The sequence below is a fragment of the Dactylosporangium sp. CA-139114 genome (genome assembly GCF_050955725.1).
Taxonomy (GTDB): Bacteria; Actinomycetota; Actinomycetes; order Mycobacteriales; family Micromonosporaceae; genus Dactylosporangium.
This window is the reverse complement of sequence record NZ_CP192080.1, coordinates 7,668,706-7,690,981: the sequence shown is the minus strand read 5'-3', so window position 1 is coordinate 7,690,981 and position 22,276 is coordinate 7,668,706. Positions and strand designations below refer to the sequence as shown.

Sequence of the window (22,276 nt, the reverse complement as noted above, 5' to 3'; positions counted from 1 at the left end):
CCGCGCTCCGATCTTGACCCCGATACCACCACGGTCTACATTCCCAAAAAATAAAACGCACGATTCACTAGATGAAACGCTGGAGGCTCGGGTGACGCAGTTCCAGATCGCCGGCGTCGGCGTGGTCGTCGACGCGGTCCCCGCGATGTTCCCGGGGCTCACGCGCACCGCCGGCGGCGAGCTCGTCGCGTCGTTCTCGACGGTGCCGGACGGCTGGCCCGGCGGCACGGTCGGCGTGGTGCGCTCCGGCGACGAGGGCCGCACCTGGTCCGCGCCGCAGATCGTGGCCACCCCCGGCGACGGGCAGGACGCGGTCCTCAACGCGGTCGCCATCACGACCCTGCGCGACGGGACGCTGCTGCTGCCGTACAACGGCGTGCGCTGGACCCCGGGGCTCGGCGTGGCCGGGCGGGTCATCTCGGCCCACCTGCTGCGCTCGTGCGACGGCGGCCGCAGCTGGACCGGCGGCGAGCCGATCGACCTGGACTTCCACAGCCCGGCCGTCTACGGCGAGATCGTCGAGCCGGCCGACGGGCGGCTGCTGTGGCCGATCTGGGGCCAGCGCACGGCGGCGGAGCGGTGGCGCTCGGCGCTGCTGGTCTCCACCGACGCCGGGGCGTCCTGGAGCGTCGGCCCGACGATCGCGTTCGACCCCGACGCCCGGCTCGCGGGCGCGTACGCCTCGCCGGAGGTCTCCGGGCTCGGCGCCGACGGCAACCCCGACGTCTCGGTCACCACGGACCCCGCGTTCCGGCCGCACAGCCCGATCGACGGGTTCAACGAGACCTCGGTGCTCGACCTCGGCGCCGGGCGCCTGCTCGCGATCGTGCGCCAGCAGGGCATCGGCGGCGACACCACGATGCGGCTGTACCGCGCCGAGTCCGCGGACGCCGGCGAGACGTGGAGCCCGTACGTCCCCCTGGGCTTCACCGGCATGTCCCCCCTGCTGCACCGGGCCGAGGACGGCAGCCTGCTGCTGGCCACCCGCCGGTGCGCACCGGAAGGCGGCGACGACACCCCCGGTGTCGAGGTGCGCCGCAGCCACGACGAGGGCCGGTCGTTCGGCGACCCGCTCCCGCTGGCCGACCCGCACGGGTACCGGTACACCGCCGAGTACCAGTGCGGCTACCCCGCCATGGCGAACCTGCCCGGCGGCGACGTCCTGGTCATCTTCTACAGCTTCGCTCCCGACCGGGGCCGCTACGTCGCGTGGAACCAGCTCCGGCTCGCGTAGAGCCCCCGTTGACCAGGCGGTACCCCGTTGACCAGTCGTTTTTGACTCCTGGAAGGCTCATGATCATGCGACGACACACCCGCGCCCTGCTGGCCGGCCTCGCCGTGCTGGCCCTGGCGCTGGCCGGCTGCTCCGGCCCCAGCGGTGGCGACGCCGGCGGCAGCCGTGATGCGACCGTCCAGCTCTACCAGGCCCCGCGCGGGTTCAACCCGCTGCTGGCCTCGATCGGCCCCGACCACCTGATGGAGCAGCTGCACTGGGACTCCCTGGTCTCGGCGGCCGGCGACAGCACCTACGGCGCCCGGCTCGCCGAGCGCTCCGAGGTCAGCGCGGACGGCAAGACCTGGACCTTCCACCTCGTGCAGGGCGTGAAGTGGAGCGACGGGACGCCGTTCACCGCGAAGGACGTCGTGTTCACCTACAACCTCTACGCCAACCCGAAGAGCGGCAGCGGCTACGCCGGCAAGTTCGCGAACGTCAACGGGGCCAAGGCGGTCAAGGACGGCACGGCGACGAGCGTGGCCGGCTTCCAGGCGCCCGACGACAACACCTTCGTCATCCAGCTCGACCAGCCCAACGTCGCGTTCCTCGACGAGCTCGTCCAGCCGATCATGTTCATCCTGCCCGAGCACGTCGTCGGCAAGCTCCCGGTCGACGGGCTGACCAACAACCCGTTCTGGCGCAACCCGACCGTCGGCCTCGGCCCGTACGTCTTCTCCCGGTGGGTCACCGCCGACCAGGTCGAGTTCAAGGCCAACCCGAACTACCGCAAGAAGCTCGGCCTCGACCGGGTCTTCGCGCAGTACCTCACCACCGACGCCGCCATGGCCCAGCTGCAGACCGGCAAGCTGGACTACGCCCAGGTGGCCGCGCCCGACGCCAAGCGCGTCGAGGGGCTCAAGGGCGTGAAGCTGCAGCGGGCCGACGGCCCCGGCATCTTCGCCCTGCACACCGCGGTCGACTCCGGCAAGCTCGCCAACCCGCTGGTGCGCCAGGCGATCATGTACGCCATCGACCGCGACGCCCTCGTCAAGCAGGTGCTCAACGGCGAGGGCAAGGTCGTCGACACGCTCGTGCACGGCCCGTCGTGGGCGGTGCCGTCCGGGCTCACGCACTACGGCTACGACCCGGCGAAGGCCAAGGCGCTGCTGGCGCAGGCGGGCTGGAACCCGGCGACCGAGGTGCGCATCGAGCTCACGCCCGGCCAGCGCGACCGCGACACCGCCGCGACCATCATCGCGGCGCAGCTCAAGGAGGCCGGCATCAACGCCAAGGTGCAGAACTACCAGGCGGCCGAGCTGTCCCAGGCGATCGGCAAGCGGGACTTCGACCTGCTGATCTCCTCCTACGGCCTGTTCACCATCGACCCGGCCTCGATGAACGCCCGGCTGTCGTGCGCGGCGGTCGGCGGCACGAACATCACCGCGTACTGCAACAAGGAACTCGACGCGCTGCTGAACCAGGGCATCGCGACGAAGGACCAGGCCCAGCGCCAGCAGATCTACGCGCAGGCGCAGAAGATCGTCAACGAGCAGATGCCGATCCTCGTGATGTACGTGCCGAACACCATCGCCGCGACCAGCGACCGGCTCAAGGGCTTCCAGCTCAACCCGTCGGTCGTGGACGCGTTCTGGAACGCCGCGGACTGGTCGGTGAGCTGACCCCGCCCCCGACGGCCGCGTCTCGAGAGGAGAGTGAGCATGTGATCGCGTTTCTCGTCCGGCGCCTGCTGGTGTCCGCGGTGGTGCTGGTCGGCATCAGCGTGCTGCTGTTCGTCCTGCTGCAGCTCATGCCGGGCGATCCGGCCGAGATGATGATCGATCCGATGTCGTTCTCCGGCGACCGGGACGCGGCCGTCGCCTTGCGCCGCCACGAGCTCGGGCTCGACGCGTCGCTGCCGGTGCAGTACCTGCACTGGGTCGCCGAGCTGCTGCGCGGCAACCTCGGCTTCTCGTTCAGCAGCGGCCAGCCGGTCACGCAGGTGATGGCCGAGCGGCTCGGCCCGACGGTGTCGCTCATGGGCACCGCCCTGCTGATCTCGCTGCTGGCCGGCATCCCGATGGGGATCGTGGCCGCGCTGCGGCGCAACAGCGCCGTGGACTACGGCACGACCGTGGTGAGCCTGCTGGCCATCTCGGTGCCGAGCTTCTTCGGCGCGCTGCTGGGCATCTACGTCTTCGGCCTCAAGCTCGGCTGGGTGCCCACCAGCGGGATGCACTCGATCGGCGGCGGCGGCTTGCTCGACTCGCTGCACCACCTGGTGCTGCCCGCCTGCATCCTGGGCTTCGCCCTCGCCGGGCCCTACGTGCGCTACGCCCGGGCCGGCATGCTCGAGGTGCTCGGCCAGGACTTCCTGACCACGGCCCGCTCCAAGGGCCTGACGAGACGACGGGTCATCGGCCGCCACGCCCTGCACAACGCCCTCATTCCGCTCGTCACCGTCGTGGCGATCCAGATCCCGACGCTGTTCGCCGGGGCGGTCGTCGTCGAGCAGATCTTCGCCTGGCCCGGCATGGGCCGCATGGCGCTGGACGCCGTGCTCGCCCGCGACTACCCGATCCTGCTGGGCTTCGTGATGGCGGTGGCGGTGCTGGTCCTGCTGTGCAACCTGCTGGCCGACGTCGCCTACGCGCTCATCGATCCCCGAATCCGGCTGTAGGAGGCCCCCGATGACTGTCACGGACGTCCCGGCCCCCGCGGCCGCCCCGCCCTCGGGCGCCGGGCACGCCTCGCCCGGCCGGCTCGCGGCCCGCCGCTTCTTCCGCCACCGCCTCGCCCTCGCCGGGCTGATCATGCTCGGCCTGTTCGCGCTGGCCGCGATCGTGCTGCCCTGGATCCTCGGCACCGACCCGAACCAGGTCATCCCGACCGCGATCCGGCAGCCGCCCGGGGCCGGGCACCCGCTCGGCACCGACTCGGCCGGCCGCGACGTGCTGGCCCGGCTGCTCGTCGGCGGCCGGATCTCGCTGCTGGTCGGGCTCAGCTCCGCGCTCGTGGCCACGCTCATCGGGCTCGTGCTCGGCGCCGTCGCCGGCTACTTCGGCGGGTGGGTCGACGGCGTGCTGAGCCGCTTCGCCGACGTGGTGCTCGCCTTCCCGAGCCTCATCGTCATCATCGTGGTGGCCGCGTTCGTCGGGCCGAGCCTGCCGACGCTCATCCTGTCCATCGGGCTGTTCGGCTGGCCGACGCCGTTTCGCATCGTGCGCGGCCTGACGCTGTCGCTGCGCGAGCAGGACGCGCTCGTCGCGGTCGCCGGGCTCGGCGCCGGACCGCTGCGCATCCTGCGCCGGCACGTCGTCCCCGTCGTCGTCGCCCCGCTGACCGTCGTGGCGACCCTGGCCGTGGCCCAGGCGATCCTGCTCGAGGCGACCGTGTCCTTCCTCGGCCTCGGCGTGCCGCCCCCGACCGCCAGCTGGGGCAACATGCTCAACGACGCCCAGTCGCTGACCATCCTCGAGACGATGCCGTGGCTGTGGCTGCCGCCGGGCATCGCGATCGCCCTGACGATCCTCGCCGTGAACTTCATCGGCGACGGGCTGCGCGACGCCGCCGACCCGAGGAGGGGCCGATGAGCGGGGCGCCGCTGCTGTCGGTGACCGGCCTCGTCACCGAGTTCGGGGTGCACGGCGGTGTCGTGCCCGCGGTCAACGGGGTCTCCTTCGACGTGTACCCGGGCGAGACCGTCGGCATCGTCGGCGAGTCGGGCTCGGGCAAGAGCGTCACCGTCATGTCCGCCCTCGGGCTGCTGCCGTCCACCGGGCGGGTCGTCGCCGGCCGGGCCGACTTCGGCGGCCGGGACCTGCTGGCCCTGCGCGAGCAGGACCTGCAGCACGTGCGCGGCAAGGAGATCGGGCTGGTGTTCCAGGACCCGATGACCGCGCTCAACCCGGTGATGACCGTCGGCGCCCAGGTCGCCGAGGGGCTGCGCCGCCACCAGGAGGGCCTGACCCGCCGGGCGGCCGCGGCCCGGACGGTCGAGCTGCTGGCCGAGGTCGGCATCCCGGACCCGAAGCGCCGGGCGCGGCAGTATCCGCACGAGTTCTCCGGCGGCATGCGCCAGCGCGCGATGATCGCGATCGCGATGGCGAACCGGCCGCGGCTCATCATCGCCGACGAGCCCACCACCGCGCTGGACGTCACCATCCAGGCCCAGATCCTCGACCTGCTGCGCCGCGTGCAGGCCGAGACCGGGGCCGCGCTCATGATGATCACCCACGATCTCGGGGTCATCGCGGAGATGACGCGGCGGGTCATCGTCATGTACGCCGGCCGCGTCGTGGAGACCGCGGACGTCGACGCCACCTTCCACGCCGCCCGGCACCCGTACACGCGGGCCCTGCTGCAGAGCCTGCCGAAGCTGTACCACCGCGTCGACGAGCTCCCCGCGATCGGCGGGCAGCCGCCGGACCCGCAGCACCTGCCGGACGGGTGCGCCTTCCGGCCCCGGTGCACCCGCAGCAACGGCCGCGAGGCCTGCCTGACCCGTCCCGAGCTGTTCGAGACCGGCCCCGGGCACCGGGCCGCGTGCCACTTCCACGCCGAGGCCGTCGAGGAGGAGGTGTCGGCATGAGCGAGCCGTTGCTGCGCGTCGACAATCTTGTGAAGCACTTCCCGATCCGGGGCGGGGTGCTGCAGCGGCGGCAGGGCTGGGTGCACGCGGTCAACGGGGTGTCCTTCGACGTCGAGGCCGGGCAGACGCTCGCGCTCGTCGGCGAGTCCGGCTGCGGCAAGTCGACCGTCGGGCGCACCATCATGCGCTTCCACGCGCCGAGCGCCGGGCGCGTGCTGTTCGACGGGCGCGACCTCGGCACGCTGCCGACGAAGGCGCTGCGGGGGGTGCGGCGCGATCTGCAGTACGTCTTCCAGGACCCGTACGCCTCCCTGCCCGCCCGGATGCCCGTCGGGGACATCGTCGCCGAGCCGCTCGCCATCCACGGCATCGGCGACCGCGCCGGGCGCCGGGACCGCGTCCGGGAGCTCTTCGAGCTCGTCGGGCTGCCGGCCGAGGCGGTCGGGCGCTACCCGCACGAGTTCTCCGGCGGCCAGCGCCAGCGCGTCGGCATCGCCCGCGCCCTCGCGCTGGAGCCGAAGCTGCTCATCCTCGACGAGCCCGTCTCCGCGCTGGACGTGTCGATCCAGGCCCAGGTGGTGAACCTGCTGGCCCGGCTGCAGCGCGAGCTCGGCGTCGCCTACCTGTTCATCGCGCACGACCTGGCCGTGGTGCGCCATCTCGCGCACCGGGTGGCCGTGATGTACCTCGGCCACGTCGTCGAGTACGGCGACGCCGGCACGGTCTTCACCACGCCGTCGCACCCGTACACGCAGGCGCTGCTGTCCGCGGTGCCGGTGCCGGACCCGCGGCTGCGCGACCCGGACCGGCGGCGGCTGCTCACCGGCGACGTGCCCAACCCGGCCGACCCCCCGTCCGGCTGCCCGTTCCGCACCCGGTGCTGGAAGGCCCAGGACCGCTGCGCGACCGAGCGCCCGCTGCTGCAGGTGCGCACCCCGTCCGGCGCCGAGTCGGCGTGCCATTTCTCCGAGGAGGAAGCGATGGCGGCCCCGTGAACTGGCGCCAGGAGAGGATCTCCGCCGGCGGCGACGGTCCGGGGGTCACGGTCCACGAGCTGGACAGCGGGCACGACGGGCCGACCGTCGTGGTGCTCGGCGGCGTGCACGGCAACGAGGTCGGCGGGATCGTCGGGGCGGGGCGGCTCACCACGCGCCCGCTCGGCCTGCGGGCCGGTCGGCTGCGGGTGGTACCGGTGACGCACGAGGCGGCGTTCGAGGCGGACTCGCGCACCGGGCCGGCCGACGGGGGCAACCTGGCCCGGTCCTTCCCCGGCGACGAGCACGGCACCCCGACCCAGCGCCTCGCCGACCTCGTCGCGCGGCGGCTCATCCGCGGCGCCGACGTGCTCGTCGACCTGCACACCTCCACCCCGGCCACGGACATGCCGTTCTTCGCGGGCGGCCTCGACGACGGCGGGGACGCGGCGAGCACGGGCGTCGAACTGGCGGTCGCGTTCGGCGCCGGCCTGGTCTGGACCCACGGCAGCCTCGGCCCCGGCCGCACCCTGACCCTGGCGCGCGACCTCGGCATCCCGGCGATCTACGTCGAGTCGCCCGGCGGCGGCGTCCTCGACCCCGCGCTGCTGGACGGCTACACCGGCGGCGTCGTCAACGTGCTCGCCCACCTCGGGATGGTGCCGCAGCCGGCGACGCCGCCGCGGCCGCCCGCGCTGTGGCTGCACGGCGACGGCGACACCGACAGCTTCACCGTCGCCCCCGCCGGCGGGCTGTTCCTGCCCGGGGTGCGCCTGCTGGACCGGGTCGAGCGCGGGCAGGCGGTGGGCCGGGTGCTCGACCCGCGCGGCCGCGAGCTCGCCGTCGTCGCGGCGCCCGAGTCCGGCCACGTGGCCACGCTCCAGCGGTTCGCGGCGGTCGCGGCGGGCACCCCGGTCGTCGGCGTCGCCCCCGCCCGCCCGGCGTCGCTCGGCCTGCCCTCGGACCGCATCCACGCGCGGGCGGTGGCCCGGTGATCGGCGTGGCGCTGCTCGGCTCGGGCGCGATCGCCCGCGAGCACGCGGCCGCGTTCGCGCGCGTCGACGGCGTGCGGGTGACGCACGTGGTCGGCACCGATCTCGCGCGGGCGCGGCGGATCGCCGCGCTCGCGCCGGGGTGCCGGGCCACGACCGACCCGGCGGAGGCGCTGACGGACCCGGCCGTCACCGGCGTCGTGGTCTGCGGGCGCACCGGGGACCACATCGACCGGGCCCTCGCCGCCGTCGCCGCGGGCCGGCACGTCGTCATCGAGAAGCCCCCGGCCCGCACCCTCGCCGCGTTCGAGACGCTCGTGGCCGCGGCGCGGGCGGCCGGGGTCCGCCTCATGGTCGGGCAGACCACGAGGTTCCAGCCGGCGGTGCGCACCCTCGCGGCGGCGGCCGCGGCCGGCGAGGCCGGCACCCCGCGGCTGCTGCACCTGGCCTGGTACGTCGGGCACGTCTGGCCCGGCGGCTGGAACAGCTGGCAGCTGGACCCGGACGCGTCCGGCGGCCACCTGGTGCACAACGGCATGCACCCCCTCGACCTCGCCGTCGCGCTGCTGGGCGGCCGCCCCGTGCGGGTCTTCGCCCGCGGCTGGTGCACCCACGCGCCCGGGATGGCGACGCCGGACAGCTTCCACGTCACCGTCCGCTTCGACACCGGCGCGCTGGCCCTGGCCGAGCTCTCCTACGGCCTGCGGACGCCCGGGGCGATGCTGCGCCGCATGGTGCTGACCGGCGACGCGGGCGCGCTCACCCACCACACCGGCGGCGACCCGGTCCTCGGCGCCGCCCCGCCCGCGTCGGTCGCCGACGCCCTCTACCACCAGGCCGTGCACACCGCCGACGTCTTCGCCGGCCGGGCCGAGCCGATCGTCACGCTGGAGCAGTCCCGCGCGGCCCTCGCCGGGGCCCTGGCCGCCCAGCGCTCCCTGCACAGCGGCCGGCCGGAGCCGTGCGATGCCTGAGCGCGTGCGGGCGTGGGTGGAGGCCGGGGGGCTCGGCCTCCCGCGCAGCGTCAACGTCGAGTGCCACGACCTCGCCACCGCCGTCGGCCTGGCCCGGACGCTGACCGGATGCGAGCCGGTCGAGGTCTTCGCGGAGGCCGGCGGCGCCGTCCTCGTCGCCTCGATGCTCATGACGCACGGCGTGGTCGCCTCGCTCGTCGTCGGCCCGGTGCCGGGCACGGGCTCGGCCCGGCTCATCGGCTCCCACGGCCACACCGAGATCGACCTGGACGAGCCTTCGGTGCGCCACCACGGCCCGCACGGGGTGCGCCGGATCCCCATCGAACCTCCAATCGTCCACAGTGGATCAGCGGTCGTCGCCGAGGCGGTCGAGCGCTCCCTCGCGTCCGGGCGGCCGGAAGCGGTACACCCATGACCGACCTCGTGAACCTCGCCGACTACGAGGCCCGGGCGCGGGAGCTGCTCGACCCGGCCGCGTACGACTACATCGCCGGGGGCGCCGACGCCGAGGTGAGCCTCGCGCTGCCCCGCCGGGCGCTCGACGCCATCCGGCTGCGGCCCCGCGTCATGGTCGACGTCACCGTGTGCGACCTGGCCACGACCGTGCTCGGCACGCCCGTGCCCGCCCCGATCCTCGTCGCACCCTCCGGCGACCACGGCATCGCGCACCCCGACGGCGAGCTCGCCACCGCCCGCGGGGCCGCCGCCACCGGCACCCTCCTGGTCGTCAGCTCCGGCGCCACCCACCCGCTGGAGGACATCGCCGCGGCGGCGGACGGGCCGCGCTGGCTGCACGTGCCGCTCCTGCGCGACCGCGCGGCGGCGCTGGACCTCGTGCGGCGGGGCGAGGCGGCCGGGTACACGGCCGTCTGCCTGACCGTCGACCACAAGGTGATGGCCAAGCGCGAGCGCAACATCCGCAACCGCTGGACCACCCCGCCCGCCGCGAACCTCAGCGGCGTGGCGGCGGCCGGGTGGGACGTCGACGGCACCGCGATGCGGCGGCGGTTCGACGCCGTCCTGGACCGCTCGGCGACGTGGTCCTATGTGGACTGGCTGGCCGCGCGGACGCCGCTGCCGATCCTCGCCAAGGGGATCCTGGCCGGCGCGGACGCGGACCTGGCGGTGCGGGCGGGGGCCGCGGCCGTCGTCGTGTCCGACCACGGCGGGCGGCAGCTCGACACCGCGATCGCGCCGATCGAGGCGCTGCCCGAGGTCGTCGCCGCCGTCGGCGGGCGGGCCGAGGTCTACGTCGACGGCGGGTTCCGGCGCGGCACCGACGTGCTCAAGGCGCTCGCGCTCGGCGCCCGCGCGGTGCTGCTCGGCCGCCCGGTCATCTGGGGCCTCGCGGCCGGGGGCGCCGACGGGGTCGCGGCCGTGCTGCTCATGGTGCGCGACGAGCTCGAGCGCGCGATGGCCATGTGCGGGTTGCCGTCGCTCGCCGCGATCTCGCCGGAGGTGGTGCAGGTGCCATGACGATCAGGCAGGGCATCGGGGACGACATCGGTGTCGGCATCGTCGGGTCCGGGTTCATGGGCCGCACCTGGGCCGCCGTCGCCGACGGGCTCCCCGGCGCGCGGGTGGCCGCGGTCGCGGGCGGGCGCCGGGCGCCCGGGCTCGCGGCCGAGTTCGGCGCCCGGCTGCACGCCGGCGTGCCCGAGCTGCTGGCCGACCCGGACGTCGCCGTGGTCGTGCTCGCGAGCCCGCCGGCCGTCCACCGCGAGCAGGCGGTGGCCGCCGCGCGGGCGGGCCGGCACCTGCTCGTGGAGAAGCCGATGGCGCAGACGCCGGACGAGTGCGCGGCGATGGTCGCGGCGTGCTCGGCCGCCGGGGTGCGCCTCGCGGTCGTGTCGCAGCAGCGGTACCGCACCATCCCCGCGGCGGCGAAGCGCCTCATCGACGAGGGCGCGATCGGCCGCGTGACGATGGTCCGCGCGATCGGCCCCGAGGTCGGCTTCTGGGACACGGCCGTGACCCGCGACGAGTGGAAGCTCGACCCGCGGCAGCAGACGGCGTTCGCCTCCTGGGGCGCGCACGCCTGCGACCTGCTGCGCTGGTTCACCGGGGCCGAGGCCGAGGTGGTCTTCGCGCTCTTCGGCGCCTACGCCCCGGACCCGCCGCCGCTGCGCAGCGCCATGGTGACCTACGGGCTCACCGGCGGGGCGATGGCCCAGCTGTGGATGAGCTACGACGTGCCGCGGCCCGGCCTCGGCAGCGGGCTGCAGTTCCACGTCACCGGCACCGAGGGGATGCTCGAGCTCGACGCCTACGGGGCGCTGCGGCTCGGGCGCGGCGAGGGCTGGACGGAGGCGGCGCGCCAGCCCGCCTTCGACGCCGCGGACCCGCGGGACCCGGTGCGGCTGGGCGCCTACTCGGCCCAGCTCGCCGACCTCCTCGACGCCGTCGCGGCCGGCCGCGACCCGCACGTGACGGGCCGCGACGGCCTGCTGACGACGGCGATGCTGCACGGCGCCGAGCGCTCGGCTCAGCTCGGCGCGAGCGTCCGGCTGAGGAACGACAGCGTCTCCGCCTCCTGGTAGACCTCGCCGCCCTCGTGCCCGTTGTAGGGCCAGACGCAGATCTCCTTCGGCCCCGCGTAGTGGTTGTACGCGGCGTACACCGTCGAGGGCGGGCACACGTCGTCCATGAGCCCGGCCCCGAACTGGGCCGGGGCGCTCGCGCGGGCGGCGAAGTTGACGCCGTCGAAGTACGACAGCGTCCGGAACACCGTGTCCACCATGGTGCGCCGCGCCTTGAGGTACTGCGCGATCTCGCAGTACGGCGCCTTGTCCGTGATCTCGGTGGCCCGCCGGTAGTGGCACAGGAACGGCACGTCGGGCACGATCGCGGCCACGTCCGGGACGAGCGCCCCGGCGGCGAGGGCGAGCCCGCCGCCCTGGCTGCGCCCGTAGACGGCGACGCGGCGCGGGTCGACCGCCGGGTGGGCACGGACCGCCTCGACCGCGCGGGCGGCGTCGGTCATGATGCGGCGGTAGTAGTACCGGTCCGGGTGGTCGATGCCGCGGGTCATGAAGCCCGGGTACTGCCCCGTGCGCGGATCCGGGTCGGGGTCGGGCGTCACGCCGGGCCGCCACGCCGAGCCCTGCCCGCGCGAGTCCATCACCAGGTGCGCGAAGCCGGCCGCGCTCATGAACAGCCGCTGGTGGGCGAGGCTGCGGCCACTGCCGTAGCCGACGTACTCGACCACCGCCGGCAGCGGCCCGGTGCGGTGGCGGGGCAGCAGCAGCCAGGCCGCGACCCGCTCGCCGTTCCAGCCGCGGAACCGCACGTCGAGGACCTCGACGGTGCTCAGGTCCGGCTCGCCGGGGGTGAACTCGGGGGCCAGGTCGTGCTCGCGGGCGGCGGCGAGGGTCCGCGCCCAGAAGTCGTCGAAGTCGGCGGGCTCGGTGCGCTCCGGCCGGTACGCGCGCAGCTCCTCCAGCGGCTTGTCGAACATGACCATCGGCCAACCTCGTTCCACTGATTGAAACGCTCTTTCCATTCCCGGTCCCGATCTTGCCGCCCCGCCTCCGCATGCGTCAAGGTCGGCGCCTGCGGCCCCGGGCTCGGCGGGGACCGTAGGCTGGGGCGCATGGCTGACGCTGACGACGTGCGGCGCATCGCACTCGGGCTGCCGGGCGTGGTCGAGATCGACAGCGACGGCTTCGACTTCCGCGTGGCGAACAAGGGCTTCGTCTGGTCCTATCCCGAGCGGCGGCCCGGCAAGCCGCGGGTGATCCGCACCGACATCGCGGTGCTCTACGTCGGCGACGAGGCGGAGAAGCAGGCCCTGCTGCTCGGCGAGCCCGCGCGGTTCTTCACGAATCCCGGGTACGACGGCCTGCCCCTGGTCATGCTCCGCCTGGAGACCGTCGACGAGGCGCGGCTGGAGGAGCTGATCACCGACGCCTGGCGGATGCGGGCGCCCGACCCCGGCGTTGAGGGCGACCGCGTGGTGCGCGGCTGACCCCTTGACGCAACCGATGGGTTGCAATAGCGCGAGTAGCAACCGAAGAGTTGCTACTCACTGGAGGTCGTCATGGGGTTCCCCGATCGCATCGAGCGGACCGTCGAGCTGACGCAGCCGCCGACCCGGGTCTGGGCCGCGCTCACCACCGCCGAGGGGCTCGGCACCTGGTTCGGCAACAGCGCCACCGTCGACCTGCGCGAGGGCGGCGAGGCCAAACTCAGCTGGGACAGCGGCGACCAGGCCACCCTGCACATCGAGCGGGTCGACGAGCCGGCCGTGTTCGCGTTCACCTGGGGCATCAACGGCCTCGCGGCCGAGGATCCCCGCCGCACCTACGTCGAGTTCACGCTCGAGCCCGCCGGCGCCGGCACGCGGCTGCGCATGGTCGAGTCCGGCTTCGCGCAGCTGCCCGAGGATGCGTACCGTAAGGCGTTCGAGAGCAACACCGGGGGCTGGACGCACGAGCTGGGTGAGTTGGTCGAATACCTGCATGCCGCCTGAGAGTCAGATGCCGCCCGACATCGAGGCGGTCGCCGAGCAGGTCTTCGTCGCCCTGGCCGACCCGTCGCGGCGCGGCATCCTCGCCGCGCTCGCGCAGGGCGGCCCGGCCACGGCGACGGACCTGGCCGATCGCCTGCCCATCACCCGGCAGGCGATCGCCAAGCACCTGGCCCTGCTGTCGGAGACCGGCCTGGTGGCGGCCGAGCCGGGGGAGCGCCGCCGCGTGCGGTACCGCCTGAGCTCCGCCCCCATGCGCGTGGCGCAGCAGTTCCTGGCCGCCCTCGCGCGCGACTGGGACGGCCGCCTGGACGCGCTCACCGAGCACCTCAACCGCGAGGACCCGTGAGCGCCGGGCCGGCGGGGTCCCGTCCGCGGTGACCGGCCTCAGCCGCCGAGGGACTCCGCGGTGCCGACCTTGCGGGCGGCGAGCCCCTGCACGATCAGGGCGGTCTCGTCGTACCCGAGGATCAGCACGCCGTTGGGGGAGTTCTGGCGGACGCGGGCGGCGATGCCGGAGTAGTCCTCGGTCGTCGTCGGATACGAGATCAGGTCCACGTCCTCGTCCGTCATGCCCGCGGTCAGCAGGTCGGCCTTGACGTTCTTCTGCAGCCCGAGGCCGTAGGCGTCCTCGCGGGCCACGATCGTCACCCGGTGCGGGCCGTCGCGCATGATGACGTCGGCCAGGGCGCGGGCCTGCAGGGTGTCGGGCGGCGCGGTGCGGAAGAACAGGCCGTTGTCGGCGACGGTCGACAGCTCGTCCGAAGTGGACGACGGCGAGATGAGCATCCGGTTCGCCGCGGCGATCCTCGGGATCATCGCCTTGGTCACGCTCGACGAGGACGCGCCGATGATGACCTGCACGCCGAGGCCGATGAACCGGTCGACCGTCGCCGCGGCCACCTTCTCGTCGGTGCCGTCGTCGCCGTCGACCCACTCCACCGGCTGCTCGATCACGCCCCCGGCCGCGTTGAGCTCGGCCACCGCGAGCCGGGCGCCGGCGAAGCGGGGCGCGCTGCGGAAGGCCAGGCGCCCCGTGTGCGGCATGAGCCCGCCGACCTTCAGCGGCGGGATCCGCTTCTTCGCGCTGCCGGTCGGGTACGCGGTGTAGGGCGGCGGCTCGGCCGTCGAGGCGCCGGCGGGATCGCCGGCGCCGATGTACTCGGTCAGGTTGTCGTTGATGGTGTTGCCGCGGCTGAAGTGCAGCGCGCCGTAGGAGGCCGAGGACGGCTCGCCCGCGTCGGTGAAGCCGCTGCGGCGCATCGACACCCCGCGGTAGGCGAAGTCCTTGCCCGCCTTGGCCAGCGCCAGGCACGCGGCCGCGCTGTCGCAGACGGTGCCGGAGGTCGAGGCGCCCACCATGTACTTCGAGATCGCCGTCGCGTCCGTCGAGCGCGCCGACTCGGCGGCCAGCCCGGCCAGCAGCACCGCGTCGTAGGCCTCCGCGGCGTAGCCGTAGTCGGCCAGCGAGGAGTCCACGCCGCGCAGCCGCTCCTTGAACGACTCCGGCAGGTCCAGCAGCGGCGCCGTGCCGACCATGCCCGACAGGATCCCCGGGCTGTCCTTGAGCTTGTCCTTGAGCGAGTTGCTCATGTTCGCGTCGGAGCCGTAGAGGTGCACGACCATCGGCTTGCCGTCGTCGCCACCGCCGGCCGGCGTCGTCCCGCATCCCCCGGCGATGAGCGCCACTCCCACGAGTGTGGCGAGCATCGATGCCTTGCGTCCCACGAACCCTGCCCTTCGCATATCGGCCCCGGCGACCGTAATCGGCGCACACCGGGCGGGCACAGCTCGCGATCCGGACCTTGAGGAAACCTTGAACAGCGGTGATGGAACGGGATGCAACGCATCACACTTCGTCGCCAGGCGCAGCAGGGGAGTCTTCGGTCGTGGCATGAATCCGGGATTTGGCCGGGCCGGGCACGGGACACGCTGAGGCACATGGCGTACGCATACCAGCCGCAGCAGGCGTGGCACCCGCACCCGGTCCGCACCACCGCCCCGATCTCCCTGCACATCGTGGCGATCTTCCAGTACCTGGGCGGCGTGCTCATGCTCGGCGCGGCCGCCCTCCTCGCGCTCGCGGCGGCCCGCATCGCCCCGGCGTGGGACCTGCGGATCGGCGGGGACACCTTCACGGCCCGCCCCGAGGTGCTCACGGCCGCGACGTACACGGTCATCGGCACCGCCGCCCTGATGGGCCTCATCGCGATCGTGCTCGGCCGCAAGCTGCAGCACGGGCGCAACTGGGTCCGCGTGCTGCTCACCCTGCTCAACGGCCTGAGCGTGCTCGGCGGCGTCTACCAGGGCTACGTGACGGGCGCGCCGTACGCCGCGACCCTCATGTCGGTCGCGTTCCCGCTGCTCTTCGTGATGCTGCTCAACACTCGCGCCGCGCGCGGCTGGTGCCGGTACCGGACCTACTGAGCGTCGCCCAGGCGCGGTGACCTGGCATCCTGGATGCCGTGAGCACGGATCCCCGCCTGCGTGAACTGGCTCTGCTGCGGCGCGTGCGCGACCGGATCGACCGGGAGTACGCCCAGCCGCTCGACGTCGAGGCGCTCGCCCGCGGGGCGCACGTCTCGGCCGGGCACCTGAGCCGGGCGTTCCGGGCCGCGTACGGGGAGTCGCCGTACAGCTACCTCATGACCCGCCGCATCGAGCGCGCCATGACCCTGCTGCGCCGCGGCGACCTCTCCGTCACCGACGTCTGCTTCGCGGTGGGATGCTCCTCGCTGGGCACGTTCAGCACCCGCTTCTCCGAGCTCGTCGGCATGTCGCCGAGCATCTACCGGCGCAAGGCCGCCGAGGACGCCCGGGGCATTCCGCACTGCGTCGCCAAGCAGGTCATGCGGCCGATCAGGAATCGAGAAGTCGCGCCCGCGCGGGGCGTCTAACGTGGGCGCATGAGCGTCATCATTCAGCACACGTTCCTGCCGGCCGACGACCACGAGGCCTCGATCGCGTTCTACCGCGACGCGCTCGGCTTCGAGGTCCGCAACGACGTCGGCTACGGCACCATGCGCTGGGTCACGGTCGGCCCGAAGGAGCAGCCGCAGACCTCGATCGTGCTCTGCCCGCCCGCGGTCGACCCCGGCCTCACCGACGACGAGCGGCGGACCATCGTCGAGATGATGGCCAAGGGCAGCTACGCCACGATCGTGCTCGCCTCCGACGACCTGGCCGAGACCTTCGACCGCGTGCAGGCCACCGGCGCCGACGTGGTGCAGGAGCCGATCGACCAGGACTACGGCGTGCGCGACTGCGCCTTCCGCGACCCGGCCGGGAACCTGGTGCGGATCAACCAGCGCTGAGCGACTCGTAGTACGGCTTCATCGACGGGTAGTAGTCCTCGAACGGCTTCGCCGGTGTGCCCTCGCGGGCGGCCACGAGCGCGTCGAGGTAGAACTCCCAGCCCGGGCCGACCTCGCCGATCTGGCTCACGTCGACGCCGCGGTGCACGAGCCGCAGCTCGGTGGTGCCGTCCCGCTCGGTCAGCAGCACCTCCATCCGCCAGTTCCCGGCGTCGCCGGAGGAAGACACGGCCAGCCGGTGGGGCGGCTCGCACGCGTCGATGCGCAGGTCCATGACGGGCTCGCCCTCCTCCTGGACCATGCGCACCGTGATCGTGCCGCCCGTGCCGCCCTGGCCCTCCCACGGCCCGAACCACCGCGCGCTGCGCTCCGGCTCGGTCACGCTGGCCCACACGTCCTCGATGCCGGCCCGGAACGTCCGGACCAGCACGAGGTCGTGCCCGCCGTCCCCCGGGATCAACTGCCCGCTCATGCGCTCTCGCTCTCCGCTCGATGCTGGTCCGGTTGCCGTCTGCGGTCGCGGCGGGTGCGGTACACCTCGGTCTCCAGGGCGTCGAGCCGCCGGGCCCAGGCCGGGCCGGGGCCGGTGAGGGGGCTGGTGAGCCGGTCGATCCACCCCCGCAGCCCGGCGAGCGCGGCCGGGTCGAGCTCGTAGCGCCGCTCCCGGCCCACCACGCGGTCGCGCACGAGCCCGCTCTCGCGCAGCACGCGCAGGTGCCGGCTGACCGCGGGCCGGCTGATCGGGAACGCCTCGGCGATGCGCCCGGCCGCGATCGGCCCGTCGCGCAGCGCCTCGAGAATCTGCCGTCGCACGGGATCGGCAATGGCCGCGGCCACCTCGTCCACCCGTGAAGCGTAACCGATGTGTTACACGTTGGCCAGCCGCCACCCGGCCGATAGACTGGAGCAAGTGACCCTTTCGCATCTGGAGCTCTTCCAGCGGTACATGCACGCCGGTCCCATCACCCGCAGCGCCACGGCCTACGCGAACCTGTTCACCGAGGACGGCGTCTATGAGGCGCCCCTCGAAGGGCTCCGGCTCGCGGGGCGGGACGCGATCGAGCGGGGCATCGGCGCCGTGCAGGAGCGGCCCGCGCCGCAGGGCGCGATGAACCCCGGCGCCTCGCGGTTCACGCTGCACGACACCGCTGACCCCGACGTGTTCGTCACCGAGATCGACGCCGTCTACGACGGGCCGGACGGGTCCACCACCGTGTCGCTCGTGCAGATCTTCCGGCGCAGCGGCGACAGCGTCCGCGAGCTGCGCGACTACTTCGGGCCCTGAACCGTTCGCGCCGGCCCGGCCGCCGCCGAGCCGGACGGGGCGTCCGGGCCCGGCGGCGGCGACTCGGGTGGGCTAGACGACCGCCTCGATGGCGCCGCGCAGGAAGTACACGACGAAGAGCGCGGCGACGCCGTACAGCAGCGGATGCACCTCGCGCGCCTTGCCGCTCACCAGCTTGATCACCACGTAGGAGATGACCCCGGCGCCGATGCCGTTGGAGATCGAGTAGGTGAAGGGCATCAGCACGATGGTGAGGAACGCGGGCAGCGCGATGTCGAAGTCGGCCCAGTCGATCGTCCGCACCGCGGTCATCATGAGGAAGCCGACGACCACGAGGGCGACCGAGGCCGCCTCGAACGGTACGACCGTCACCAGCGGCGCGAAGAACATCGCCAGCAGGAACAGCACGCCGGTGACGAGGCTCGCGACGCCCGTGCGGGCGCCCTCGGCCACGCCCGAGGCGCTCTCGATGTAGCTGGTGTTGCTCGACGTGCTGGCCGCACCGCCCGCGGCCGCGGCGAGGGAGTCCACGAGCAGGATCTCGCGGGTGCGCGGCGGCATGTTGTTCTCGTCGAGCATCCCGCCCTCCTGCGCCACCGCGACCATCGTGCCCATGGTGTCGAAGAAGTCGGTGATGAGCAGGGTGAAGACGAACATCAGCGGCACCAGCACCCCGGCCGTCTGCCAGGAGTGCAGCACGTTGAAGTGCCCGAGCAGGGACAGGTCGGGCCGGTCCACGATCTTGTCCGGCAGGGTGGGCACGTTGAGGCTCCAGCCCTTCGGGTTCGGCTTGCCGTTGACGAACGACGGCCCGGCCTTGGCGATCGCCTCGATGACGATCGCGAGCACCGTGGAGGCGAGGATGCCGATGAGGATCGCGCCGCGCACCCGGCGCACGACCAGCACCACGGTGAGCAGCAGCCCGATGCCGAAGGCGAGCGCGGGCCAGCTGACGAGCTTGCCGCCGATGCCCAGCCCGACCGGCACCGTCGTGCCGGCCGCGTCCGGGACCCGGCGCACGAAGCCCGAGTCCACGAAGCCGATCAGCGCCAGGAACAGCCCGATGCCGACCCCGATCGCCGTCTTGAGCTGCGTCGGTACCGCCCGGAAGACCGCCGTGCGCAGCCCCGTCAGCACCAGGACGGTGATGAGCACGCCCTCGATGAAGACGAGCCCCATCGCGTCGGCCCACGTCATCTGCGGCGCGATCTCGAACGCCACGAGCGCGTTGACGCCCAGGCCCGCGGCGAGCGCGAGCGGGAACCGGGCCACGACGCCCATGAGGATCGTCATCACGCCCGCGACGAGGGCGGTGCCCGAGGCCAGCGCCGTGATCGCGAGCTTGCCGCCGCTCTTGTCGATGCCGCTGTTGAGGATGAGCGGGTTGAGCACCACGATGTACGCCATCGTGAAGAACGTCGCGAGGCCGCCGCGGATCTCCCGGCTCAACGTCGAACCGCGCCTGCTGATCTCGAAGTACCGATCGACACGGCTCTGTGTCGCGACGGTTTGCCCGGCCATGGAACCTCCAGGTGGACCTATGGTTACGCGCGCATGATGTCATCTGCGGTGTCACCGGCCCAGACCTGCGGTGATACGAAGTGGTAAAGCCCTCAGCGCTGGCCCGTCCCCGGGGGATCCCCGGGGACGGGCCAGCGCTCGACGATCGCGCGCAGCGGGGCGAAGTCGACGTGATGGAACTTGTACCGCCCGCTGCGCTCGGCCCGCACGAACCCGGCCTCGGCGAGGATGTCGAGGTGCTGCGAGATGGCCTGGCGCGAGGAGGCGACGCCGTGCCTGGTCGCGAGCCGGGCGCAGATCTCGAACAGCGTCTGCCCGTCGCGCTCGGCCAGCTCGTCGAGGATCGCGCGCCGCGTGGCGTCGGCGATCGCGGCGAAGACGTCGCTCACGCCGTTCAGGATAGGCAAGCCGCGACTTGCCTGCCTACGGCGGGGCCGCTTGGCGTCTGCGGCGGGGCCGCCCGGCTGTCTGCGATGGGGCTGTCTGCCGGTCTGTGGCGGGGCCGCGCCCGAGTCGTGCCCGATGCCACAATGGGCGGCCGTGAACCGTGATCATCAGACCTGCCCGCGCTGCTCGGCGGGGCTGGCCGGCCACCCGCCCGAGCCGCCGTGGTGCCCGGCCTGCGAGTGGAACCTGGCCCGCTACGACCGCTTCGCGGTGGCGTCCGAGTGGGGCAACCGGCAGCTGGACCGGCTCGCGCACCGGGTGGCGTTCGGGCTCGACGGGCTCACCTTCCGGCGCCTGAGCGGCGCGCCCGACGCGCGGCGGGGCGGCCGGGCCGGCCGCGGCCTGCTGCTGGTGCTCTGCGCGCTGGTGGCCGCGCTCGGCCCCGCGGCGCTGCTCGGGGGCGGATGGCTCATCGCCGCCGGGCCGGGTGCCACCCCGTACCTCGGCCTCGCGCTCGTGCTGCTCGCCGTGGTCCTGCGGCCCCGGCTGCGGCGCGGGCGGCCCGACTGGTTCTGGGAGGTGCCGCGGGAGGCCGCCCCCGCGTTCTACGCCCTGCTGGAGCGCACCGCGGCCGCGACCGGCGCGCCGATGCCCGCCGTCGTCGGCTTCTCCGCGACCGTCAACGCCTCGGCCGGGCACTGGGGACGGTACCGCTACCTGGACATCGGCCTGCCGCTGTGGGCCGCGCTGCCCGCCCAGCCGCGTGTCGCCCTGCTCGCCCACGAGTTCGGCCACTTCGTCAACCACGACGTGCGCGACCGGCGTCTGGTCGCCACCGCCCGGCGTACGCTCGCCACGCTCGCCGACACGGTGGGCCGCACCCTGCTGCGCGTCTTCGGCCCGTTCGCGCTCCCGGTCGTGCTGCCGCTGAACGCGGCCCTCGCGCTGCTGCTGGTCCTCGGGCAGCGCGACGGACAGCGCGCCGAATACCTGGCCGACCGTCTCGCCGCCGACGCCGCCGGCGGCCCCGCCGTCGGGGCGCTGCTCACCCTGCTGCTCGTCGGCGAGGAGCTGATCCCCGCCCTGCGGGCGATCCGCGGCCGTGCCGCCCGGCCGGAGGACTGGCGCACCGCCGGCGTCCAGGCCCTGCGCAACGGCGGCGACCTGCGGCTGCGCGAACAGCGCTCGCTGCGCACGGAGGCGTCGCTGCTGGCCACCCACCCGCCGGTCGGCCGCCGGCTCCGGATGGCCGCCGCGCACCCCGCGGGCCGGGCCCCGGCCGTGGTGCTCGGCGAGGCCGAGGCCGAACGCATCGACGCCGAGCTGGCCCCGTGGTACGACCGCCTGCGCGCCCGGGCCGCCGAGGCCGCGTACATCTGACCCCGCATCCGCGCCGGCGACCCGGGGTGACGCCAGAACCTCCCCGCGCACGCGCGGCGGCAGTAGCGTCGGTGGCGTACATCCGCACCGAGGAGGACCAAACCAATGGACAAGCGCACGCTCGGCAACGGCCTCGAGGTCTCGGCCCTCGGGCTGGGGTGCATGGGCATCAGCCACGGGCTCGGGCCCGCCTCCGACCGCGCCGACGGGGTCGCCGTCATCCGGGCCGCCGTCGAGGCCGGGGTCACGTTCTTCGACACCGCGGAGGCGTACGGCCCCTACGTCAACGAGGAGGTCGTGGGGGAGGCGCTCGCGCCGTACCGTGACCAGGTCGTCATCGCCACCAAGTTCGGCTTCGCGTTCGACGGCGGGCGGCAGAGCGGGCTCGACAGCCGGCCCGAGCACATCCGCCAGGTCGCCGACGCGTCGCTCAAGCGCCTCGGGGTCGAGACGATCGACCTGCTGTACCAGCACCGCGTGGACCCCGACGTGCCCATCGAGGACGTGGCCGGCACGGTGCGGGAGCTCATCGAGGCCGGCAAGGTGCGCCACTTCGGGCTCTCCGAGGCCGGCGTCGCCGTCATCCGCCGCGCGCACGCGGTGCAGCCGGTGACCGCCCTGCAGAGCGAGTACTCCCTGTGGTGGCGCGAGCCCGAGGCCGAGATCCTGCCCGTCCTGCAGGAACTGGGCATCGGCTTCGTCCCGTTCAGCCCGCTCGGCCGCGGCTTCCTCACCGGCAAGATCGACGCGAGCACCACCTTCGGCCAGGGCGACCTGCGCGGGACGCTGCCCCGGTTCAGCGTCGAGGCGCGCGAGGCCAACCAGGCCCTGGTCGAGCTCGTCCGCACCGTGGCCGAGCGCCACGGGGCACTGCCCGGCCAGGTCGCGCTGGCGTGGATTCTCGCCCAGCAGCCGTGGATCGTGCCCATCCCCGGCACGCGCAACATCGGCCGGCTCACCGAGAACGTGGCCGCAGCGCGGCTCGAACTGACCGCGGACGACCTGTCGGAGCTCGACGGCGCCGCCCAGCGCATCGCCATCCAGGGCGACCGCTACCCCGAGCACATGCAGCGGATGATCAACCGCTGACCCGTCCCGGGCGCGGCGGACGGCCTGCGTGCCCGCCGCGCCCGGGACCGGGCGCGGCTGGCCGCCACTGCGTACGGGCAGCGCATCG

General features: G+C 73.8%; 26 protein-coding genes. 20 read left to right on the top strand and 6 right to left on the bottom strand.

Annotation, left to right across the window (positions count from 1 at the left end; all coding sequences use genetic code 11):
* Positions 1-91: 91 nt before the first annotated feature.
* From ACQP2P_RS34295 to ACQP2P_RS34245, 11 genes are all read left to right on the top strand, one after another.
* On the top strand, positions 92-1,234 hold the full coding sequence (locus ACQP2P_RS34295) for a sialidase family protein (protein ID WP_433608005.1): 1,143 nt from the start codon (positions 92-94) through the stop codon (positions 1,232-1,234).
* 65 nt (positions 1,235-1,299) lie between these two features.
* A complete protein-coding gene (locus ACQP2P_RS34290; protein WP_433608003.1) occupies positions 1,300-2,895 on the top strand; it encodes an ABC transporter substrate-binding protein in 1,596 nt (531 codons plus the stop codon).
* A gap of 41 nt (positions 2,896-2,936) precedes the next feature.
* On the top strand, positions 2,937-3,893 hold the full coding sequence (locus ACQP2P_RS34285) for an ABC transporter permease (RefSeq protein WP_433608001.1): 957 nt from the start codon (positions 2,937-2,939) through the stop codon (positions 3,891-3,893).
* Between the two features lie 10 nt (positions 3,894-3,903).
* On the top strand, positions 3,904-4,806 hold the full coding sequence (locus ACQP2P_RS34280; protein ID WP_433607999.1) for an ABC transporter permease: 903 nt from the start codon (positions 3,904-3,906) through the stop codon (positions 4,804-4,806).
* Positions 4,803-5,804: an ABC transporter ATP-binding protein gene (locus ACQP2P_RS34275; RefSeq protein WP_433607997.1), complete on the top strand. Its 1,002-nt coding sequence runs from the start codon at positions 4,803-4,805 to the stop codon at positions 5,802-5,804. The genes ACQP2P_RS34280 and ACQP2P_RS34275 overlap by 4 nt, the downstream gene beginning before the upstream one ends.
* Entirely contained in the window at positions 5,801-6,799 is a 999-nt protein-coding gene (locus ACQP2P_RS34270; protein ID WP_433607995.1) for an ABC transporter ATP-binding protein, read from the top strand. The genes ACQP2P_RS34275 and ACQP2P_RS34270 overlap by 4 nt, the downstream gene beginning before the upstream one ends.
* A complete protein-coding gene (locus tag ACQP2P_RS34265) occupies positions 6,796-7,773 on the top strand; it encodes a succinylglutamate desuccinylase/aspartoacylase family protein (RefSeq protein ID WP_433607993.1) in 978 nt (325 codons plus the stop codon). The genes ACQP2P_RS34270 and ACQP2P_RS34265 overlap by 4 nt, the downstream gene beginning before the upstream one ends.
* Positions 7,770-8,744, top strand: coding sequence for a Gfo/Idh/MocA family protein (locus ACQP2P_RS34260; protein ID WP_433607991.1), 975 nt, complete (start codon positions 7,770-7,772; stop codon positions 8,742-8,744). The genes ACQP2P_RS34265 and ACQP2P_RS34260 overlap by 4 nt, the downstream gene beginning before the upstream one ends.
* Positions 8,737-9,159, top strand: coding sequence for a hypothetical protein (locus ACQP2P_RS34255; protein WP_433607989.1), 423 nt, complete (start codon positions 8,737-8,739; stop codon positions 9,157-9,159). The genes ACQP2P_RS34260 and ACQP2P_RS34255 overlap by 8 nt, the downstream gene beginning before the upstream one ends.
* Entirely contained in the window at positions 9,156-10,220 is a 1,065-nt protein-coding gene (locus ACQP2P_RS34250; protein ID WP_433607987.1) for an alpha-hydroxy acid oxidase, read from the top strand. Before ACQP2P_RS34255 ends, ACQP2P_RS34250 begins: the two co-directional genes overlap by 4 nt.
* Positions 10,217-11,284, top strand: coding sequence for a Gfo/Idh/MocA family protein (locus ACQP2P_RS34245; protein WP_433607985.1), 1,068 nt, complete (start codon positions 10,217-10,219; stop codon positions 11,282-11,284). The genes ACQP2P_RS34250 and ACQP2P_RS34245 overlap by 4 nt, the downstream gene beginning before the upstream one ends.
* Here the strand turns inward: ACQP2P_RS34245 and ACQP2P_RS34240 are convergent.
* On the bottom strand, positions 11,230-12,207 hold the full coding sequence (locus tag ACQP2P_RS34240; RefSeq protein ID WP_433607983.1) for an acetylxylan esterase: 978 nt from the start codon (positions 12,205-12,207) through the stop codon (positions 11,230-11,232). The two genes, ACQP2P_RS34245 and ACQP2P_RS34240, sit on opposite strands and share 55 nt — an antisense overlap.
* Positions 12,208-12,336: 129 nt before the next feature.
* Between ACQP2P_RS34240 and ACQP2P_RS34235 the strand changes: the two genes are divergently transcribed.
* The 3 genes from ACQP2P_RS34235 to ACQP2P_RS34225 all read left to right on the top strand — a co-directional run bounded on the left by ACQP2P_RS34235 (position 12,337) and on the right by ACQP2P_RS34225 (position 13,561).
* Positions 12,337-12,711 carry an MmcQ/YjbR family DNA-binding protein gene (locus ACQP2P_RS34235; protein ID WP_433607981.1) on the top strand — a complete coding sequence of 125 codons (375 nt, stop codon included), beginning with the start codon at positions 12,337-12,339 and terminating at the stop codon, positions 12,709-12,711.
* Positions 12,712-12,783: 72 nt separating this feature from the next.
* Positions 12,784-13,215, top strand: coding sequence for an SRPBCC domain-containing protein (locus ACQP2P_RS34230; protein WP_433607979.1), 432 nt, complete (start codon positions 12,784-12,786; stop codon positions 13,213-13,215).
* Positions 13,205-13,561 carry an ArsR/SmtB family transcription factor gene (locus ACQP2P_RS34225; RefSeq protein ID WP_433086371.1) on the top strand — a complete coding sequence of 119 codons (357 nt, stop codon included), beginning with the start codon at positions 13,205-13,207 and terminating at the stop codon, positions 13,559-13,561. The genes ACQP2P_RS34230 and ACQP2P_RS34225 overlap by 11 nt, the downstream gene beginning before the upstream one ends.
* 38 nt (positions 13,562-13,599) lie before the next feature.
* Here ACQP2P_RS34225 and ACQP2P_RS34220 read toward each other — a convergent pair whose 3' ends face one another.
* Positions 13,600-14,940, bottom strand: a complete 1,341-nt coding sequence (locus ACQP2P_RS34220) for an ABC transporter substrate-binding protein (protein WP_433607976.1) — start codon at positions 14,938-14,940, stop codon at positions 13,600-13,602.
* A 213-nt stretch (positions 14,941-15,153) separates the two neighbouring features.
* Here ACQP2P_RS34220 and ACQP2P_RS34215 point away from each other — a divergent pair, with 213 nt between their 5' ends.
* From ACQP2P_RS34215 to ACQP2P_RS34205, 3 genes are read left to right on the top strand one after another with little or no spacing between them, the layout of a single operon-like run.
* Positions 15,154-15,639, top strand: coding sequence for a hypothetical protein (locus ACQP2P_RS34215; protein ID WP_433607974.1), 486 nt, complete (start codon positions 15,154-15,156; stop codon positions 15,637-15,639).
* Positions 15,640-15,668: 29 nt separating this feature from the next.
* Complete coding sequence (locus ACQP2P_RS34210) at positions 15,669-16,109, top strand: helix-turn-helix transcriptional regulator (RefSeq protein ID WP_433619369.1); 441 nt, start codon at positions 15,669-15,671, stop codon at positions 16,107-16,109.
* A gap of 9 nt (positions 16,110-16,118) precedes the next feature.
* Positions 16,119-16,526: a VOC family protein gene (locus tag ACQP2P_RS34205; RefSeq protein ID WP_433607972.1), complete on the top strand. Its 408-nt coding sequence runs from the start codon at positions 16,119-16,121 to the stop codon at positions 16,524-16,526.
* Here the strand turns inward: ACQP2P_RS34205 and ACQP2P_RS34200 are convergent.
* Together ACQP2P_RS34200 and ACQP2P_RS34195 are read right to left on the bottom strand one after the other, a co-directional pair.
* Positions 16,513-16,998: an SRPBCC family protein gene (locus ACQP2P_RS34200; RefSeq protein ID WP_433607970.1), complete on the bottom strand. Its 486-nt coding sequence runs from the start codon at positions 16,996-16,998 to the stop codon at positions 16,513-16,515. The two genes, ACQP2P_RS34205 and ACQP2P_RS34200, sit on opposite strands and share 14 nt — an antisense overlap.
* Complete coding sequence (locus tag ACQP2P_RS34195) at positions 16,995-17,372, bottom strand: ArsR/SmtB family transcription factor (protein WP_433607968.1); 378 nt, start codon at positions 17,370-17,372, stop codon at positions 16,995-16,997. Before ACQP2P_RS34195 ends, ACQP2P_RS34200 begins: the two co-directional genes overlap by 4 nt.
* A 64-nt stretch (positions 17,373-17,436) precedes the next feature.
* Between ACQP2P_RS34195 and ACQP2P_RS34190 the strand changes: the two genes are divergently transcribed.
* The gene (locus ACQP2P_RS34190; RefSeq protein WP_433607966.1) at positions 17,437-17,811 is read left to right on the top strand and encodes a hypothetical protein; all 375 of its coding nucleotides are present in this window, start codon (positions 17,437-17,439) and stop codon (positions 17,809-17,811) included.
* A gap of 72 nt (positions 17,812-17,883) precedes the next feature.
* Here the strand turns inward: ACQP2P_RS34190 and ACQP2P_RS34185 are convergent, their stop codons facing one another.
* Together ACQP2P_RS34185 and ACQP2P_RS34180 are read right to left on the bottom strand one after the other, a co-directional pair.
* Positions 17,884-19,332, bottom strand: coding sequence for an NCS2 family permease (locus ACQP2P_RS34185; protein ID WP_433607964.1), 1,449 nt, complete (start codon positions 19,330-19,332; stop codon positions 17,884-17,886).
* Between the two features lie 92 nt (positions 19,333-19,424).
* The gene (locus ACQP2P_RS34180; RefSeq protein WP_433607962.1) at positions 19,425-19,721 is read right to left on the bottom strand and encodes an ArsR/SmtB family transcription factor; all 297 of its coding nucleotides are present in this window, start codon (positions 19,719-19,721) and stop codon (positions 19,425-19,427) included.
* A 151-nt stretch (positions 19,722-19,872) separates the two neighbouring features.
* Here ACQP2P_RS34180 and ACQP2P_RS34175 point away from each other — a divergent pair, with 151 nt between their 5' ends.
* Entirely contained in the window at positions 19,873-21,099 is a 1,227-nt protein-coding gene (locus tag ACQP2P_RS34175; RefSeq protein WP_433607960.1) for a M48 family metallopeptidase, read from the top strand.
* A gap of 105 nt (positions 21,100-21,204) precedes the next feature.
* Positions 21,205-22,188 carry an aldo/keto reductase gene (locus ACQP2P_RS34170; protein ID WP_433607958.1) on the top strand — a complete coding sequence of 328 codons (984 nt, stop codon included), beginning with the start codon at positions 21,205-21,207 and terminating at the stop codon, positions 22,186-22,188.
* Positions 22,189-22,276: the final 88 nt, after the last annotated feature.

Coding starts and splice junctions, on each gene's coding strand:
- ACQP2P_RS34225 (WP_433086371.1), top strand. CDS start 13,205: ATGCCGCCTGAGAGTCAGATGCCGCCCGACATCGAGGCGGTCGCCGAG.
- ACQP2P_RS34270 (WP_433607995.1), top strand. CDS start 5,801: ATGAGCGAGCCGTTGCTGCGCGTCGACAATCTTGTGAAGCACTTCCCG.
- ACQP2P_RS34290 (WP_433608003.1), top strand. CDS start 1,300: ATGCGACGACACACCCGCGCCCTGCTGGCCGGCCTCGCCGTGCTGGCC.
- ACQP2P_RS34235 (WP_433607981.1), top strand. CDS start 12,337: ATGGCTGACGCTGACGACGTGCGGCGCATCGCACTCGGGCTGCCGGGC.
- ACQP2P_RS34280 (WP_433607999.1), top strand. CDS start 3,904: ATGACTGTCACGGACGTCCCGGCCCCCGCGGCCGCCCCGCCCTCGGGC.
- ACQP2P_RS34275 (WP_433607997.1), top strand. CDS start 4,803: ATGAGCGGGGCGCCGCTGCTGTCGGTGACCGGCCTCGTCACCGAGTTC.
- ACQP2P_RS34255 (WP_433607989.1), top strand. CDS start 8,737: ATGCCTGAGCGCGTGCGGGCGTGGGTGGAGGCCGGGGGGCTCGGCCTC.
- ACQP2P_RS34245 (WP_433607985.1), top strand. CDS start 10,217: ATGACGATCAGGCAGGGCATCGGGGACGACATCGGTGTCGGCATCGTC.
- ACQP2P_RS34250 (WP_433607987.1), top strand. CDS start 9,156: ATGACCGACCTCGTGAACCTCGCCGACTACGAGGCCCGGGCGCGGGAG.
- ACQP2P_RS34230 (WP_433607979.1), top strand. CDS start 12,784: ATGGGGTTCCCCGATCGCATCGAGCGGACCGTCGAGCTGACGCAGCCG.
- ACQP2P_RS34240 (WP_433607983.1), bottom strand. CDS start 12,207: ATGGTCATGTTCGACAAGCCGCTGGAGGAGCTGCGCGCGTACCGGCCG.
- ACQP2P_RS34185 (WP_433607964.1), bottom strand. CDS start 19,332: ATGGCCGGGCAAACCGTCGCGACACAGAGCCGTGTCGATCGGTACTTC.
- ACQP2P_RS34200 (WP_433607970.1), bottom strand. CDS start 16,998: ATGAGCGGGCAGTTGATCCCGGGGGACGGCGGGCACGACCTCGTGCTG.
- ACQP2P_RS34215 (WP_433607974.1), top strand. CDS start 15,154: ATGGCGTACGCATACCAGCCGCAGCAGGCGTGGCACCCGCACCCGGTC.
- ACQP2P_RS34205 (WP_433607972.1), top strand. CDS start 16,119: ATGAGCGTCATCATTCAGCACACGTTCCTGCCGGCCGACGACCACGAG.
- ACQP2P_RS34170 (WP_433607958.1), top strand. CDS start 21,205: ATGGACAAGCGCACGCTCGGCAACGGCCTCGAGGTCTCGGCCCTCGGG.